The sequence below is a fragment of the Lwoffella lincolnii genome (assembly GCF_002014765.1).
Classification (GTDB): domain Bacteria; phylum Pseudomonadota; class Gammaproteobacteria; order Pseudomonadales; family Moraxellaceae; genus Psychrobacter; species Psychrobacter lincolnii.
The window spans coordinates 37,106-55,391 of sequence record NZ_MUYT01000008.1 but is presented as its reverse complement, the minus strand read 5'-3'; the positions used below and the strand labels follow the sequence as shown (position 1 = coordinate 55,391).

Sequence of the window (18,286 nt, the reverse complement as noted above, 5' to 3'; positions counted from 1 at the left end):
ACATGAAAAATTAATTGTCAAAATTAACTGCCAATAACCCATTAGCCATCATGTCACTCTTCAATCCATTTACCTTGACGATACACAAGGGTGAATTTGGTGGCTTTGCCTGTCTTGGAATTTTCTGAGCCGATGTATTGTTCTTGGTTTTTGCGAGACCAACGCAAAATGGTGGGGTTATCATCTGGGTCAGTGTCTGGAGCAGTGAACAGATATTGAAATTTATCTTCCATTTGTGATTGAACGCCACGCAGTTCGGCAAGTTTGGGTGGGCGGGTTTCTCGGATTTTAGGAAATTTAGATGCCGCTAAAAATAGCCCCGCTGCCCCTTCACGTAAGATAAAGTGGTCATCGTGTTTATTGGATTTAAGCTGAGGCAGGTCAATGGGGTCCATGCGTGGCGGAGCAGGTTCGCCATTTTTGAGTACTTTGCGAGTGTTGTCGCATTTTTGGCAAGCAAAATAAGGACCAAAGCGACCAGTTTTTAGTGCCATTTGTCCGTTACATTTGTCGCAGTCGATGGTGGGTGCATCGCTACCGGGGACTTCAAATTTGCCTTCTTCGAGTACATGGCCATCACAGTCAGGGTTGTTACCACAGATGTGCAACTTTAATCCGCCATCGACGATGTAGCCATTCATGGCAGTGCCACATTTGGGACAGCGTTTTTTCTCCATTAAGTCTTTGACTTCAGCGGTGTCATCGTCTGCATCTGCCAGCAGATTAAAGGCTTCGACAGGCATCAAGTTTTTTGTGCCTTTACAGCGTTCTTTTGGCGGTAGGTTGTAACCAGTACAGCCCAAAAATACGCCTGTTGAGCCAGTTCTCAGTTGCATGGGGCGACCACACAAATCACAATGCACGTCTGGCACATCGGTGGGGTCATTGGGTCTCATGCCGTTAGGCTGTTTGGCGTGTTCTAGTTTGTTTTTAAAATCGCCATAGAATTCATCAAGCACTGTTTTGTATTCTTTGTCCCCTTCGGCAACGTCATCAAGCTTGTCTTCTAACCCTGCGGTAAAGGCATAATCCATCAAATCAGGGAAACTATGAATCAAGCGATTGGTAACGATATCGCCCATTTTTTCGGCAAATAAGCGTTTGTTTTCTAGCTTGACATAGCCACGGTCTTGTATGGTGGAGATGATGGCAGCATAGGTAGATGGGCGACCGATGCCACGTTTTTCTAATTCTTTGACCAGACTGGCTTCTGTGTAGCGTGCAGGGGGCTTGGTAAAGTGCTGGCTGGGGTCAAGTTTGTCTAGTATCAGCTGTTCGCCTGCTTGGACTTCAGGCAATAAGGTGTCGTCATTTTTAGCAGGGGGTTGAATTTTAGTATGGCCGTCAAAGGTCATGGTGCGTCCACGAGCCTTGAGCTCAATGTCATCTGCTGTAACCAATAGCGTTACTGATTGGTATCTGGCAGGGGGCATTTGACACGCCACAAACTGTCGCCAAATCAGTTCATATAATCGGCTGGCATCTCGCTCCATGCCTTTTAGCTGAGTGGATTTGACTTTGACATCAGATGGGCGAATGGCCTCATGAGCTTCTTGGGCATTTTGTTTGTTGCCATAAAAGTTGGGTTTGTCGGTCAGATATTTGTCGCCAAAATTGGCTTGGATATAGTCTCTGACACCAGCTAACGCATCGGCGGATAAAAATGTTGAGTCGGTACGCATGTAGGTGATGTGACCTGCTTCGTACAGTCGTTGTGCCAGCATCATGGTTTTTTTGACCGAAAATCCCAAGCGAGTGCTGGCGGCTTGTTGTAGCGTTGAGGTGATAAAAGGGGCCGACGGCTTGGACTGTGTGGGTTTTTCTTCTCGCTCTTTAACCACGTAATCGGCTTTTTTTAGTATGGCTAACACGGCATCGGTTTGTTCTTTGTTGCCAAGTGTTAGGGGTTTACCTGCTTGTTTGATGGCTTCTAAGCGTATGGCAGTGGCATTTTTGCCAGTTTTACGATGGGTATCGGCATGGATTTGCCAATATTCTTCTGGGATAAAAGCTCTGATGTCATGCTCTCGCTCAACCACCAAACGAGTGGCAACCGATTGCACACGCCCTGCTGATAAGCCCCGAGCGATTTTTTGCCACAATAAGGGTGATACCATAAACCCAACCACCCTATCTAAGAAACGGCGAGCTTGTTGGGCATTGACACGGTCAGTGTTAAGCTTGGTGGGGTGCTTAAAGGCATTTTGAATGGCGGATTTGGTGATTTCGTTAAACACCACTCGTTGATACTTGTCATCACTGCCACCGATGACTTCTTTTAAATGCCATGCGATTGCTTCACCTTCTCTGTCTAAGTCGGTTGCCAGATAAATGGTGTCGGCATGCTTGGCGAGTGATTTGAGTTCCTTGATGACTTTGGTCTTGTTTGGCAACACTTCATAAACTGCTTGCCAGTCATGTTCAGGGTCAATGCCCATGCGTCTGACCAAGGCTTGGTGGGCTTTTTCTTCTTTGGTAAGATTTTTGCTGAGGCTGTCGTTGGCTTTAGATTGGCTGTTTTTTTTACCCCCACTGGTGGGCAAGTCTCGCACATGCCCTACGCTTGAGCAAACGATGTAGTCACTGCCCAGATATTTATTAATGGTTTTGGCTTTAGCGGGCGATTCGACAATCACCAAAGATTTGCCTTTGGCAGAAGTGGTTGGTTTTGTGCTAGATTTTTGTTTGGTATTTGTTGGCATAAGGGTCAAATTTTACCGAGTGGTCAGTTGGGTATGGGAAAAAGCTTTTAAAAGCTACCTTGGTTTTAATGATGCTGTCAACCAGAATTTTCAAGAAATTTTTTAAAATGGTCTATGGCGAACAATTTGCTTTGACTGCCATATCAGTCAAATGGCTTGACTTAAAGGGCTTGGTTTATAACCTTTGCCCAAGTTTGTAATGCTGTTTTGATGGCAAGCATGTCCGATTCGATGGCATTGGCATGATAAGTGGGGTTGCTGATGGGCTTAACATAGGCATCATCTTGCCAATACAGTACGATGTGATTGGCTTTTGTCTCAAGCCCTTTGCTATGGTTGGCAATCACATCAGGCAAATCAATGGCAGTTTTATCCAACACAAATAACTGCTGGTCATAAATTGTGTTTTTAGTTATTTGATGATTGTCATGATTGCCTGTCAGGGTATTGTCAATCAGTACTCGCCATTGTCCGTCGATGTTTTGATAACGGCTGTGTGGCAAAGTAACGCCGTCTATCAATAAACCATATTGCCCCACCATGCCCTTGCCAAGCTCGTCATTTCTCCCCCTCAGCCAGTTAGGGCAAGCGACCAATTTGGGGTTTAACCCAACTTGTCTTGCTCCCATACGCAATTTATCAAGGCGTTGTTCTACGCCACTGGGTTTTAGTGCCATGATGCTACCAACCACAAACAGCACAATGCCAATGCTGATCCACAGACCCATAAAATACCTTTCCTTTTATGGCGATGACTAAACACAATGAACGATAAACATAAACGATAAAAATGATGCACAAACATAATGACTAAAATGTGGCATCAAACAACGTGGAATCAAACGTATCAATGCCACCACGTGGTTATGGTGGCCATGTGTGTCATCATGCGTTTTAATGCGATGTTTTTTAATAGCATAACAGAAAAAGACCGCCAGTGTGATATTTGCTATAATTTTGCAAATTGTCATGGCATGTTTTAACGACAACGCCATTTTTTGTTGTTGTGTTGTGCATGTTGAAGTGTTTTATTTTTAGGCAGAGCCATTTTAGCAGAGCCATTGTATGAACCAATCCAGCAATGATATCAATGATAATGATACCAATGATGATACCAAGCCTATTTATACCAAAGTGCTGTATCCAGGCACGTTTGACCCCATTACCAATGGGCACATCGATTTGGTATTAAGAGCCAACAAACTGTTTGATGAAGTGGTGATTGCGGTGGCAGCAGGGCATCATAAACGCCCCACATTTAGCTTAGAAGAACGCATTGGATTTGTGAATACGGCGTTTGCCGAGTATGCCAATGTGTCGGTGGTGGGTTTTGAAGGGCTGTTGGTGACGTTCATGCGTGAGCAGGGAGCGACAGCGGTGTTAAGAGGGTTGCGGGCAGTGTCTGATTTTGAATATGAGTTTCAGCTTGCTAATATGAACCGTCAGCTAGATGATGAGTTTGAAGCGGTATTTTTAATGCCATCACAAGACCATTCATATTTGTCATCTACTTTGGTGCGAGAAGTGGCAAAACTTGGCGGTGATGTGAGCCAATTTGTCCCTGACTGTGTGCAAATGGCATTTGCCCAAAAGTTGCAACAATAAGCAACCTAACGCAAAATGTCTGAATAAAAAATGTCTCAACAACAAAAAGCATCTGAACAAAAAGCATGCTTTAAATCGTGTTTTATAAGAGGTCATCTATGGCATTAAAAATCACTGATGAATGTATCAACTGTGATGTCTGCGAGCCTGTCTGTCCCAATGATGCCATTTATATGGGTGAGCTGATTTATGAAATTAATCCCAATCTGTGTACCGAATGTGTTGGGCATCATGACAAACCACAATGTGCGCTGATTTGTCCTGTTGATTGTATTCCCAAAGACCCTGATTATGCTGAAACTCAAGATGAGCTGATGGCAAAATTTAAACGACTGACTGGCAAATAAAGCCGACTGGCAAATAAAGCATGACGGTGAGTGTTAAAGCCAGTATAATAGATGTCTTGGCAGACCAGACGAACGCTGTGCCGTACGATGACATCAAGCGGTAGGGAGGAAAGTCCGGGCTACATAGGGCAGAGTGCCAGCTAACGGCTGGGCGGTGTAAGCCGACGACTAGTGCAACAGAGAGCAGACCGCCCCGCCATGTCTGTGACGTAGCGGGGTAAGGGTGAAAGGGTGGGGTAAGAGCCCACCGCATGACTGGTAACAGCTCATGGCAAGGTAAACTCCACTCGTAGCAAGACCAAATAGGTGTCCGTATGGCGTTGCCCGCGTTGGACACGGGTAGGTTGCTTGAGCGTATTGGTAACGATACGCCTAGATGAATGTTCGTCCATGACAGAACCCGGCTTATCGGTTTGCCAACCAATTATTTATCATGAAACTTAATTTTGGAATTTATGCCAGTTTGGGCTTGACGGACAGGCATGGCTTGGGCATAATACCCACCTTAATTAAAAGTGAAGCGAATTTGCTCAGATTTTTGGCGATGTAGCTCAGCTGGTTAGAGCGCACGACTCATAATCGTGAGGTCGAGAGTTCAAGTCTCTCCATCGCCACCATATCAGTCAGCATATTGATTTTATTGATGATGTTATTTTATTTAAATTGATTGTGTTATTTAAACATTGTTTTATTATTGTGCCATCCTATGCGTAGGGTGGTTTTTTATGCCCATCATTTTCTATCATAAGATTTTTGATCATAAGCTTTTGGTAAGTGGCCATCGTCAATTGTTGTTGTATGCACAGCAATTGACCAGTTACTTAACATAACATACATTAATATTTAACATACAATTAATTGGCTAAATCTTAACAAGAAAATCAAAATTAATCAGTATGATAAGCAACGCTTATGATTTACTTTAATTTGCTTTTTGGGCAACAAATAAAATATAAATTAGGTCGTTATTCTCCACCAACTTTAACTTGTTCGTGCTGTGGAAAATAACCGACAGTATTCCAAAAGATAGAGTAAATTGTAAAATAAGACAATGGGCTTGTGGTGCTTGTAACGCCACGTATGACAGAAGATAGTCAATGTAGCTTAATTTGGCTTAATACAGCCAAGAGTATTTTGTGTCTGGAACGTCAGACGCTAGCGGTAGGAAGCTCCTTGCTTGAGCAAGGGAAGTACGTCACTCAACAATCAAAAGGATGATCACATATGAGTATACAGACCATTCCAGCACGTCGCCCATCATGGCGGGGTATTTTTGCAGGTCTTATTATGGGACTTGTGGTAACGATGATTATGCTTGCAATATCGCTTATCGTTGGGTCTTTTTTAAGCCTTGATTTGCGTGGTGCAGGCATTGCTGCTGGCATTTATGCCATTATCACGGCATTGATTAGTGCTTATGTGGCAGGTTTTTTTGCTGTCAAAGCATCTGCACCTGAAGCACTGTTTGGCGATGGCACAGATATTTTGCCAAAAGATGCGGCACTAACAGGCATGTTAACAGCAGCCTGTATCGTGCTGTTGACCAGTTATGGTGCGATGAACAGTGCCACCAATATTTTATCAGGGGCATCAAGTGCCGTGGCCAGTACAGCATCGGGTGCGACCAGTGTGGTAGGTTCAGTTGCAAGTGGTGTGGGTGGTTTGGCAGTGGCAGGTGGTACAGCAGCCACACAAAATAATGAAGTCAGCTCTCGCATTGAATCTGCTTATCAAAGTGCCATGGGTAAGGTTAGCCGTGAAGACATTCAAAACTGGCTTGCTAAAAATACCGAACTTGATAATACTGAGATTGATGCCACCACCAGTGTGATTGAGCAAATGGTTAATCGTGAAGTACAAAGTCTATCAGCAATGGATTTTACGAACATTGACACATGGCAGAATCTTGATGAGCATCTAAAGTCTCGTGCTGCGTCTATTGAAGAGACGCTAAAAGGTGATGAATTGATTGCCAAATTACAAGCACAAGGCTTAAGTGAAGAAAAGGCCTTGCATGTACGCCAAACGGCAGTGGAAGCTTATAACGATGTGCGTGTCAGCACAGAAGAAAAAATTAACACTGCTAAAGCAGAAGTGTCACAAGCGATTGAAACAGCAAAAGACACTGCGCGCAAAACCGCTCTTTATGGTGGCTTATTTTGGTTGATCAGCACAATTTTGACCTTTGTGATGAGCATCACAGGCGCAAAAAATGCTGCCACCAAGTATCGCTTGACGTCACCATTAGTGGCACGTCGTGAAACACATTAATGATATATTGATGATACATTGATGACAAAGCGTCATACAGTAAACGTTTGATGTCATCAGTAAATCAGTCAATGGGTAAAAAACCTTTCTAAATGAAAGGTTTTTTTATTTATGGCTAAAAAGCTTTGGTTAAATATGCTATGATACTGAGCCAATTTACCCATTGTTGATGAGATGCCATTCATGTCTGTGCAACTTCCGCCTTATCGTCCTGTTAAACACCGCAGTGGCTTAAAGGTCATGGGTGCAGCGTTCCATGCTCTTTTGATGCGTGAGCTGCAGACTCGTTTCGGTGGTTACCGCTTGGGATATCTATGGGCACCTTTGGAAGTATTGTTTCAAGTCATGGTGTATCTTGTGATATTTGGTACATTAATGCAACGGGTATTGCCAGGCATGGATTATAAACAGTTTTTGGTAGTAGGCTTAGTGCCTTTTCAAATGATGTTGCGTATTGCTAATCGCTCATTGGGGGCGGCTGATGCCAATCAAGGTCTACTTATGTATCGTCATATTCGGCATTTTGATGTAATATTTGCCCGTTCTTTTCTTGAGTTGGTCATTTATTTTTTTACATTTGTATTATTGCTTGTGATATTTGCTTTTTTTGGTGTGTCATTTAGTTTGGCAAATTTACATATGGTTTTGTTTGCTTGGTTAAGCTTATTTTTATTTTCGTTTGGTTTGGCATTGATTTTGATGATTGTGGGATTTTATGGTGGTGAAATTAGTAAAATTATTGGCTTGATATTTACAGTTCTTTATTTTGCATCTGGTATTATTTATTCTATTCATATTGTGCCAAAGCCCTATTTAAATTATTTATTGTGGAATCCATTTATTCATAATATTGAAATGATGCGTCATGCAATATCTCCAAGCTATCCTGCTTATCATATTGATATGGTGTACTTCTTAAAATGGATGATTGGTATGAACTTTACTGGTTTATTGTTATATAAAGCATGTGAAAAAGATTTGATTAGAAGTCGATAAAATCAATAGTAGTAATTTATGATAAAAGTTAATCATATCACCAAATCTTTTATGACCTCTAAAGGTCGCCATTATTTGTTTAAAGATTTGAACTTAGTTATTGAAGATAAACAAAGTGTGGGTTTGCTCGGTCGTAATGGTGCAGGTAAATCTACTTTGTTGCGCATCATTTGTGGCTTAGACAAGCCTGATAGTGGCGAGGTGTGGACAAACTCAACCATTTCGTGGCCTGTGGGCGTGGCAGGTGGTTTTCAAGGCAGTTTGACAGGGCGCCAAAATGTGATGTTTGTATGCCGTTTATATTCCAGCAGTGATTTTATTGACGAAAAAATCAACTTTGTGCGAGAGTTTGCTGATATAGGTAAGTACTTTGACATGCCTGTTAAGAGCTATTCATCGGGCATGAAGGCCCGTTTAACTTTTGGCTTAAGCTTGGCGTTTGATTTTGATTATTATATGCTAGATGAAGTGGGGGCGGTGGGTGATGCCGCCTTTAGAAAACGCAGTGAAGAGATTTTACAAGCCAGACGAGAGCAAGCTGGATTTTTGGTGGTATCACACAACTTAGGTGATATTGAACGTAATTGTGATATCGGCATTGTCCTTATGAACCAAACTGCACAGGTATTTACTGACACAAAAGAGGCCATAGAGGTGTATCAAAATCATGTCCATCAAGCCAAAAAATAAAAAAATCATCAGCTTCTCTATATTTATTGGCTTGGTGATTATTCCGTGGGTGTTCATCATCGTTTATGTATTGATGATGGCTCATCCAAGATATGTGTCCACATCTAATGTAGTGGTTAAACAAGTCAGCGAGGCACAAGTACCAATGGGTACAGGAATTGCTGCATTGCTCGGAGCGAATAATACCAGTGTCGAAGATGCCAATTATCTGACTGAGTTCATCTTATCCAATGACATGGTTAAAAAGTTAGACAGTCGTTTTCATTTTCGTGAGACATATTTTATCGATGGTTCAGATCCTATCTATGAAATTGACCCCAATGCTACCCAAGAAGAGTTGCTTGAGTACTTTAAAAGTCGAGTACATATTGATTTAGATGAACAAACTCATATACTAACTGTCAGTACCGAAGGCTTTAATCCAAAATTTGCATTGGATTTAAACCAAGCCATCTTATCGGAATCTGAGCAGTTTGTGAATGCCATCTCTCAAGATATTGCTCAAGAGCAGTTGAAATTTGCTCAAGACCAATTAGACGAAGCAAAAGAACGCCTTGATGAATCCAAACAAGCTTTACTTACTTATCAAAATGAAAACCAAATATTTGACCCACAAATTAATGCGCAAACCATCAATCAGCTGATTGGGGGGCTACAGGCACAGCTGGCAAGTTTGCGTACAGAAGAACGACAACTGCTTAGTTATCTTAATCCAGATGCCCCACAAGTGGTATCCATTCGCAGTCAAATCAGTTCTGTTGAGACACAGATTGAAGAAGAAAAAGCCAAACTAACTTCGCCTAGTACCACCAAGCTTAACCGTCAGGCAATACAGTTTGAGAGTATTAAGGCAGATGTTGAGTTTGCTGCTGAATTGTACAAAATTGCTTTGTCTTCTCTTGAAAAATCACGTCTTGAAGCCTTTAGAAAAATGAAAAATCTCATTGTTTTATCTGCTCCGCATGAAGCACAAGAAGCACGATATCCCAGACAAGCTTATATTGTTTGGATATCATTGGTCTTATTATTAATATTTTATGGGTTTGTACGCTTGCTAATGGCGGTAATACGAGACCATAGTAACTGATGAACAATAAAGTTTTAATCATACGAGCGATTGTTATGGAAACTACCTTTTCTTATTCGTTGGCATTGGCGGTTACTTGGACAGCTACTTTGATGATACTGCCATCTATTAGTGCAAATGCTACCACAGCTACTCAAATAGCAGCCACTAATAACTATACTAGTGCTAATTATGCTACTTTTGCTAACCATATGCGTCAAAATGGTCAGGTAGGTCAGTATGATGTTGCCAGTGTTGTGCCAAACACCAGCGGCGTATCAACCCAAATAGCCTCTCAAGAGGCGATTGGTGCTACCAGTTTACCATCGCAGTCAACAATCAACACGGTTTATCCTTATCAAACGGTGGGCATTGAAGACAAGGTATTTGGTGAGCAGTTGTTTCGTGGGGCATTTGCCACCACATCAGGGTCTACTTTTAATAATAGTTATGTCATCAATCCTGGTGATAATGTACAAGTGCGTATGTGGGGGGCTTATCAGTTTGCATCAACCATGACGGTTGACCCACAGGGTAACATATTTTTACCTAATGTTGGACCTGTCAAGGTGGCAGGGGTACAAAATGGTAACTTACAACAGGTAGTTAATACCGCTGTCAGTCGTATTTACCGAGCGAATGTAGGAGTATATGCATCACTTGAGCAAGCCCAACCTGTTAAGGTGTTTGTGACAGGGTTTGTCAATCAACCTGGCTATTATGGAGGATTGGCAGCAGACTCGGTGCTGTCATATCTTGATCGTGCTGGTGGCGTTGACCCCAAACGTGGTAGCTATATTGATATTCAAATTCGCCGTAATGGACAAGTTATGCAACAGGTAAATCTATATGAGTTTTTATTAGAGGGTAATTTGTTGCCATTTTCGTTCCAAGATGGTGATGTCATCACCGTGGGAGCACAAAATAAAACGTTTACAGTCTTAGGTGAAGTGCAAAATCCTTATACTTTTGAGTTTGATTTAGATAATCTAACTATCGATAATGTGCTAAATGTTGTCAAACCTAAGCCAACTGCTACTAATGTTGCCATTACTCGTAGTTCAGGCAAGGCTAAAAAGTCTGAGTACTATGGCTTAAAAGAAGCTAAAAATGTGCCTGTTTATGATGGTGATGAATTGGTGATTACGTCTGATCGTTATGTAGACAGCATTGCCGTACAAGTGGTAGGGGCTCATACGGGTAATGGGGCAATGATTCTGCCATATGGGGCTAAACTACAAGATGTTGTGCCACAATTACAACCTAATTCATTGGCTAATCTATCACATTTAACTATCTATCGTGAGTCGGTTAAACAGGAACAAAAACGGCTGTTAAATAAATCATTAGACCGCTTAGAGCAAATAACATTAGCGACTCAATCAACCACTCGAGAAGAAGCGGCTCTGAGACAAGATGATGCCAATTTGATTAAGCAGTTCATTGCTAAAGCACGTACCATAGAGCCAGATGGGCGTGTTGTGGTTGTCCCAAACTCTTGGCAGGATATTATTTTACAGCAAGGTGATGTCATCGAAATTCCTGAACAAACATCAGTAATCATGGTCAATGGTCAAGTCAGGTCGCAAGGGGCATTAACTTTTAACGCTGATTTAACAGTGGGGGATTATATTGCTAAATCTGGTGGTTTTGATGATAATGCAAATACCAAAGAGATTTTAGTCATTCACCAAAATGGTGAAAATCAAGTAGTGAATGTTGCTTATCGTATCCAACAAGGCGACCAAATCATGGTTTTACCAAAAGTAAAAACCAAACATGTGGAGATTGCTCGAGGCATTACCCAAATTATTTATCAAATGGCAGTGGCAGCTAAAGTCATCTTAAATTTGTAACATGGTGTTAGCTTATTCCTGTGATTGCCATTAGAAATGATGCCATGACTGACTATAATGTAACCCATCAGCTGAATTTACCAGCGTGTCTTGCGGTGGTTGGTGATGGTATTTTAAAAAATAATGTCCTATTGCCCATTGCGTTAAGATGTCGATTGCAACGCTGGTATCCTTGGCATATGATCAATCCAAAGCCACAAGGTTTTATTGGTTGGGGAAGAAAAAAAAGTTTCCAGAGAGCCAGTACCATTGCCAATTTGATGCAAATGCCTGTATACAGTATTGAAGATGGTTTTTTGCGCTCACTTGATGGTGGTGTTAGCAGTCGCTATGGGGCAAGCTTTGTGGTCGATGACGTAGGCATCTATTTTGATTTAACCCAATCATCTCGTCTTGAAAAGCTTATTGTCCAGCGACTGCATCAGTTTGATAAAAAGCATCAGCAATATGCTAAACAGCTTATTCGAACTGTCTGTTCCTATCAGCTATCTAAGTATAACCATACATTATCTTGCCCCAATCTTGATACTTTGGTCAATGTTCAGCATTCTGCTGGTACCGTTCGTCATATTTTGTTGATTGATCAAGTGCAAGGTGATGCCTCCGTTACTGGGGCAAGTGCTGATGCCAATAATTTTGCTAAGATGTTAACCACCGCCATACAGCGTCATTCCAATGCCCATATTTGGATAAAGGCTCACCCTGCTGGTCGTGGATACTTTGCTAATCAAAATTTACCTAAACAGGTCAGACTCATCACTGATACAGTCAATCCGATTGCCTTGTTAGAGCAGGTCAGTGATGTTTATACCGTCAGTTCACACATGGGTTTTGAAGCGTTAATGTTAGGTAAAACCGTACATTGTCATGGCATGGCGTGGTATGCAGGATGGGGGTTGACTGATGATAGCCATATTAACCAAGTGGTGTTAGCAGAAGTAATACAAAGGCGACAAAAAATATGGACGGCTTTATATACACCAAACTTATATCATCAAAGTGTGAGTGTTGAACAATTATTCTACGCTGCTTATGTAGATTACAGTGTATATGCCGACCCTGCCAGTTTTCAAGCATGTGGCATTGAGGAAGTTATGGCATGGCTAATCACCAACCGACAATGGCAATTCAAATGGCAACGTATTTCACCTCAAAAAACAACAAAAAACGTGTTGGTCTATCATGTTAGCCGATGGAAAAAGCCATTTATTCAGGATTTCTTTTGCTCTACTCAAGTGCAACTGATGTGGCATGATCGCCCCAAATTCAGCATGTTGCAAATCCCATTAATACATCAGTCAATCACTAATATAATCAGAAAATTGATAAATTTTCTGTCGTCAAAGCATATCGATGCGTTAGTGGTATGGGGTATGGAGAAACGGTTACAAGTGGCGAATATTAAACAAAATATCAAACCAAAAGATGGCCACCAACAATTAACTATTTATTGCATGGAAGATGGCTTTATCCGCTCCAATGGGCTGGGAGCAACATTGCTTGCTCCTTTATCTGTGGTGGTTGATGGTCAAGGTATTTATTACAATGCCACCACTGCTTCTGATTTAGAAGAGTTGTTAATAAATTGTAATCCATTAACACCTCACCAAACCGCAAGAGTACAGATACTTTGGCAAACATTGCTTGAGCAAAAAGTGAGCAAATACAATGTGGGGCAATCGCTTGGCAGTAAACATACTTGGGTTCAACAACTTAAACAAAGCAAGCAAAAAAAGCTGCTTATTGTTGGACAGGTAGAAGATGACTTATCCATTAAATACTGTGGCTCAGTCATTACTACCAATCAAGATTTGATAGCCAGAGTACGACAAGATAATCCCCAAGCTTATTTATTATACAAACCGCATCCTGATGTGGAGATGGGGTTGCGTATGGGAAAGGTTCATCAGGTAGAGCTGTCATTGGTAGATGCAGTAGCAACAGATGTCTCTATTAATGATTGCTTGATGTGGGTAGATGAGGTGCATACCATCAGCTCACAAACAGGATTTGAAGCGTTATTACGTGGAAAAACAGTGGTGTGTTATGGCTTGCCATTTTATGCAGGGTGGGGGTTAACGGTAGATAAAGACATCAATCAATCACCAAAATGTGCCTATCTGGCAAGGCGACAAAAAAAACGAGACAAAGCATGCAATAATACCATACTGACCATGGAGCAACTGCTATATACGGTACTGATAGATTATCCTTTATATCGACTGCCAAATGGCTACGGATTGGCACAGGTAGAGCAAGTTATTGCTTATTTGTATGCTCATAATGCCGATGCGTTGCATAAGACAGGCATCAGCACAACCACCCATAAATCACGCAATGCCATGCGCTCAGTTGCAACCCAATTGATGATATTACGCCAACGTTTGCGTTAGCTGATTACTGATTGCTGATTAAAGATATCTGAGTTGTATGTGTATTGTGTATTTTAACTGTAAATAATGCCATCTAATGATATTAATATGTGGTACAATTTCTCCTGTTCTCCTGTTCTAGGCATACGTGTATTTTTAAAATGTATGTCTGCTAATATAACTTACATGTTTCTATAACAAAAGTATCTAATGAAGACAACCGCCATGCAGGCCTTATTAACCCATCGGCATGTGCTATTATTGCAGGGTAAGATGGGCATTTTTTTTCATCGTTTTGCCAGTTTCTTGCATACCCAGCACATTCAAGTGAGCAAGGTTAATTTTAATGCAGGTGATGCGTTTTTTTATCGGCACAAACCTGCTTATGATTATACTGGTACTGTGGCAGAGTTTGGTGACTGGTTGGCTCGGTTAGTGGCAGAACAACAGATTGATGCCATTGTCTGTTTTGGCGATTGTCGTCCTCGTCATGCAGTAGCTGCCCAATTCTGTCGGCAATCTGGTGTGTCTTTTTTTGTATTTGAAGAGGGCTATTTGCGTCCTGATTATATTACCTTTGAAGCTCATGGCATCAATGGATATTCTAAACTTGATGTCAATTCGGTAAAGCAATTATCAAAAATCAAATATCCATCTCCTATCTATACAAATAATTGTTTTTATCGGCTCATCATGGCGGCCATTTTGTATTATATATTGGTGTATTTTAGGCAACAGCGTTATCCACACTATCATCATTACCGTGATATGACTGTGTGGCAAGAAGCCACTGCTTGGCTGAAGGCTTTATGGCGTAAGCTTGTGTATTATGCTCATGACAAACGTTTACAAAGATATTTAAAAAGTCAGCAAAGTCATGCGTATTTTTTGGTTACCTTGCAAGTACATAATGATTCACAAATTACTCATCACAGCGATTATGATGATGTTCATGAATTCATAAGCGAGGTGATGGCAAGTTTTGCCAGCCATGCCGATGCCAAACACAGTTTGGTGTTTAAGCACCACCCGCTAGACCGTGGGCATCGCAATTATCGGATATTTATTGATAATTTGGCTAAACAACATGGATTGATGGGTCGGGTATTTTATGGTTGTGATATGCACTTGCCAACTTTGATTAAGCACAGCATTGGTATGGTAACAGTTAATAGTACCACGGGGCTACAATCCATTTATCATAAAAAACCTACCAAATTGATGGGTAGAGCCATTTATAATATACCTAAGCTTACTGATCAGCAGTCTTTAGATAAATTTTGGCAATACCCTACTCCTCCTGATGGTAATTTTTATTTGTATTTTCGTGCATATCTTATTCAAGAAACTCAGTTAAACGGCTCATTTTATGGACGTTCTGTTTGGATGAATGACTATCTTGAATGAATATTAGCGGTGATTAAGTACAAAATCTCTCCCCAGCCATCTTTTTCCTTGTTATAATCATGCCTATTTTGTTGGGCGTTTGCCCACAGTACTTGATTAATGTACTTTATCAACAGATTAGGCAGTATCCGTGACCGCATTAGCTCATATTCGAAATTTTTCTATCATTGCCCATATTGACCACGGTAAATCCACATTAGCGGACCGTTTTATTCAGATGTGTGGGGCATTACAAGACCGTGAAATGCAGGCTCAAGTACTCGATTCCATGGACATTGAGCGTGAGCGAGGCATCACCATCAAGGCACAGTCAGTAACTTTGTATTACAATCATCCCAATGGTGAACGTTATGAGCTGAATTTTATTGATACCCCAGGGCATGTGGATTTTTCTTATGAAGTGTCACGTTCATTGGCGGCGTGTGAGGGGGCGTTGTTGGTGGTTGATGCCGCTCAAGGGGTTGAAGCTCAATCAGTCGCTACCTGCTACACGGCAGTTGAACAAGGGCTTGAAGTATTGCCTGTGCTGAACAAAATTGATTTGCCCCAAGTTGAGCCTGAGCGAGTCATTCAAGAGATTGAAGACATCATCGGTATTGAAGCCATCGATGCCCCAAGAGTGTCTGCCAAATCTGGTGTGGGGGTTGATGAACTGTTACAACGGTTGATTGACTTTATTCCATCTCCTGTGGGTGATCGTGATGCGCCTTTGCAGGCGTTGATTATTGATTCTTGGTTTGATAATTATTTGGGTGTGGTGTCGTTGGTGCGTGTGCGTCAGGGGCGGGTCAAAAAAGGCGATAAAATCTATATTAAATCGACCAAAGAAGCTCACCCTGTGACGTCCATCGGTGTGTTTACACCGAAACCGCTTGAGACTGATGTCTTAGAAGCAGGTGAAGTGGGCTTTGTGATTGCAGGCATCAAAGACATTCATGGAGCACCTGTTGGGGATACCATCACCCATGAAAAAACGCCAGATGTTGACCGTATTCCAGGGTTTAAGCAAGCCACACCTCAAGTCTATGCAGGCATGTTTCCTGTTGACTCAAGTGATTTTGAAAAATTCCGTGATGCCTTACAAAAGTTACAAATCAATGATGCGGCATTGTTTTTTGAGCCAGACACATCAGATGCTTTAGGCTTTGGGTTTCGTTGTGGCTTTTTGGGCATGTTGCACATGGAAATTATTCAGGAGCGTCTGGAACGTGAGTACGATTTGGATTTAATCACCACTGCCCCATCGGTCATTTATGAAATTAAAAAGAAAAATGGTGACATTATCCATGTGGATAACCCATCAAGATTGCCTGATACAGGGGTGATTGATGAATTTCGTGAGCCCATCGCTCGCTGTCAGATACTTGTGCCACAAGATTATTTGGGCAGTGTGCTTACTTTATGTATTGAGCGTCGTGGTGTGCAGATAGACATGAAATTTATGGGAAAACAAGTGCAACTGATTTTTGATATTCCCATGGGTGAGGTGGTCATGGATTTTTTTGACCGTTTAAAATCGGTATCTCGGGGATTTGCATCACTTGATTATGGCTTTAACCGCTATGAACCTGCCAAACTTGTGCGTGTGGATGTGCTGATAAATGGCGATAAAGTCGATGCCTTGGCGATGATTTGTCATCATGACAATGCTCGTTATCGGGGCAATCAGCTGGTTGAAAAAATGAAAGAGCTTATCCCGCGGCAAATGTTTGATGTTGCCATTCAAGCCGCCATTGGCAGTCAAATCATCTCTCGCAGTACCGTCAAGGCCATGCGAAAAGATGTGTTGGCAAAATGCTATGGTGGTGATGTGTCTCGTAAGAAAAAACTACTGTCCAAGCAAAAAGAGGGTAAAAAACGCATGAAACAAGTGGGCAGTGTGGAAATTCCCCAAGAAGCGTTTTTGGCAGTGTTAAAGGTAGATGGTTGATGGTTTGTGATGCCATACATACTTTAACCCAATGATAACATAGGCTGGTTATGGATTTTGATTTTAATCTGATATTGGTGCCTGTCACCTTAATTTTGGGGTTAATTTGGCTTGCTGATAAGCTGATTTTTAAACAACGTCAGCAAAAAGGCAAAGGCAATGAAAACTTTGCCATCACTTGGGCGTATGATTTTTTTCCTGTATTGGCGGTGGTGTTGGTGGTGCGTTCGTTCATCATTGAGCCGTTTAACATTCCATCATCATCTATGGTGCCAACGTTATACACAGGGGATTTTATTGCGGTCAATAAATACGCCTATGGAATCAGATTGCCACTTATTTACAAAAAAATCATGGCGACAGGCAACCCTGAGCATGGTGATGTGGTGGTGTTTCGCTATCCTGAACAACCCAGTATTTACTATATCAAGCGTGTGATTGGTTTGCCAGGTGATACGGTGAGTTATGACAATGGCGTGCTAAGCATCAACGGCACTGCTTTATCAACGCAAGCGGTCAGTCATCAGCCACCAACTGAGCTGACTGAACAACTGTATCCTGCAGGTCAAGACATGGGAGGTCATCAATTAACCCAAGAAGAAGCGGTTCAGTTGGGTGTATTAGAAGAAACACATACTGAATATAAAACAGAAAAACTTGGTCAGCATGGTTACCGAGTACGCTATTTAGAGGGTATTAATAGCTCACAATATGGTGAATTTTTACAGCAGGCATCGCCAGAGGTGCTTGCCAGTGGGGGTAAGAGTTGGCAAATTAGCGTACCAGAAGGGCATTATTTTGTCATGGGTGATAACCGAGACCGCAGTCAAGATGGGCGTTTTTGGGGATTTGTGCCTGATGCTAACTTAGCAGGTAAAGCCGTGTATGTCTGGATGCACAAAAAACCAGGGTTCAACTTACCAACGTTTACTCGTAATGGGCAGATTGATTAGGAAATGCTTAAGAGCGTGCTTGGCACAGGCAAACCAGCAATTGCATAAAAATGGCATAAAAGATGCAATCATAAAAGGTATCATCATATAT

The 18,286-nt window shown here is 41.7% G+C and carries 13 protein-coding genes, 1 tRNA gene and 1 other RNA gene; 13 read left to right on the top strand and 2 right to left on the bottom strand.

From position 1 onward, the window contains the following. Positions 1-53: 53 nt before the first annotated feature. Positions 54-2,702, bottom strand: a complete 2,649-nt coding sequence (gene topA / locus B0682_RS06770) for a type I DNA topoisomerase (protein WP_078307675.1) — start codon at positions 2,700-2,702, stop codon at positions 54-56. A gap of 161 nt (positions 2,703-2,863) precedes the next feature. Beyond that, positions 2,864-3,430 carry a hypothetical protein gene (locus B0682_RS06765; RefSeq protein ID WP_078307673.1) on the bottom strand — a complete coding sequence of 189 codons (567 nt, stop codon included), beginning with the start codon at positions 3,428-3,430 and terminating at the stop codon, positions 2,864-2,866. A gap of 337 nt (positions 3,431-3,767) precedes the next feature. Here B0682_RS06765 and coaD point away from each other — a divergent pair, with 337 nt between their 5' ends. The 13 genes from coaD (at position 3,768) to lepB (ending at position 18,195) form a co-directional block, all read left to right on the top strand. Then, the gene (gene coaD / locus B0682_RS06760) at positions 3,768-4,307 is read left to right on the top strand and encodes a pantetheine-phosphate adenylyltransferase (RefSeq protein ID WP_078307672.1); all 540 of its coding nucleotides are present in this window, start codon (positions 3,768-3,770) and stop codon (positions 4,305-4,307) included. A gap of 98 nt (positions 4,308-4,405) precedes the next feature. Further along, on the top strand, positions 4,406-4,654 hold the full coding sequence (locus B0682_RS06755; RefSeq protein WP_078307671.1) for a YfhL family 4Fe-4S dicluster ferredoxin: 249 nt from the start codon (positions 4,406-4,408) through the stop codon (positions 4,652-4,654). Positions 4,655-4,710: 56 nt separating this feature from the next. Beyond that, positions 4,711-5,078: RNase P RNA component class A (rnpB, locus tag B0682_RS06750), an RNA gene on the top strand. A gap of 116 nt (positions 5,079-5,194) precedes the next feature. After that, positions 5,195-5,271 (top strand) — tRNA-Met (locus tag B0682_RS06745). A gap of 607 nt (positions 5,272-5,878) precedes the next feature. Beyond that, positions 5,879-6,925: a hypothetical protein gene (locus B0682_RS06740; RefSeq protein ID WP_078307669.1), complete on the top strand. Its 1,047-nt coding sequence runs from the start codon at positions 5,879-5,881 to the stop codon at positions 6,923-6,925. A gap of 240 nt (positions 6,926-7,165) precedes the next feature. Further along, positions 7,166-7,921, top strand: a complete 756-nt coding sequence (locus tag B0682_RS06735) for an ABC transporter permease (protein WP_240494911.1) — start codon at positions 7,166-7,168, stop codon at positions 7,919-7,921. An 18-nt stretch (positions 7,922-7,939) separates the two neighbouring features. Next, positions 7,940-8,611 carry an ABC transporter ATP-binding protein gene (locus tag B0682_RS06730; RefSeq protein ID WP_078307667.1) on the top strand — a complete coding sequence of 224 codons (672 nt, stop codon included), beginning with the start codon at positions 7,940-7,942 and terminating at the stop codon, positions 8,609-8,611. Then, complete coding sequence (locus B0682_RS06725; RefSeq protein ID WP_169832907.1) at positions 8,589-9,698, top strand: KpsE/RkpR family capsule polysaccharide export protein; 1,110 nt, start codon at positions 8,589-8,591, stop codon at positions 9,696-9,698. The genes B0682_RS06730 and B0682_RS06725 overlap by 23 nt, the downstream gene beginning before the upstream one ends. A 35-nt stretch (positions 9,699-9,733) precedes the next feature. Further along, on the top strand, positions 9,734-11,533 hold the full coding sequence (locus B0682_RS06720; protein ID WP_240494910.1) for a polysaccharide biosynthesis/export family protein: 1,800 nt from the start codon (positions 9,734-9,736) through the stop codon (positions 11,531-11,533). Positions 11,534-11,577: 44 nt separating this feature from the next. After that, positions 11,578-13,926: a capsular polysaccharide biosynthesis protein gene (locus tag B0682_RS06715; RefSeq protein ID WP_143823317.1), complete on the top strand. Its 2,349-nt coding sequence runs from the start codon at positions 11,578-11,580 to the stop codon at positions 13,924-13,926. A gap of 204 nt (positions 13,927-14,130) precedes the next feature. Beyond that, a complete protein-coding gene (locus B0682_RS06710) occupies positions 14,131-15,312 on the top strand; it encodes a capsule biosynthesis protein (RefSeq protein ID WP_240494909.1) in 1,182 nt (393 codons plus the stop codon). Between the two features lie 130 nt (positions 15,313-15,442). Further along, positions 15,443-17,242, top strand: a complete 1,800-nt coding sequence (gene lepA / locus B0682_RS06705; protein WP_078307661.1) for a translation elongation factor 4 — start codon at positions 15,443-15,445, stop codon at positions 17,240-17,242. Positions 17,243-17,292: 50 nt separating this feature from the next. Beyond that, positions 17,293-18,195: a signal peptidase I gene (gene lepB / locus B0682_RS06700; protein ID WP_078307659.1), complete on the top strand. Its 903-nt coding sequence runs from the start codon at positions 17,293-17,295 to the stop codon at positions 18,193-18,195. Positions 18,196-18,286: the final 91 nt, after the last annotated feature.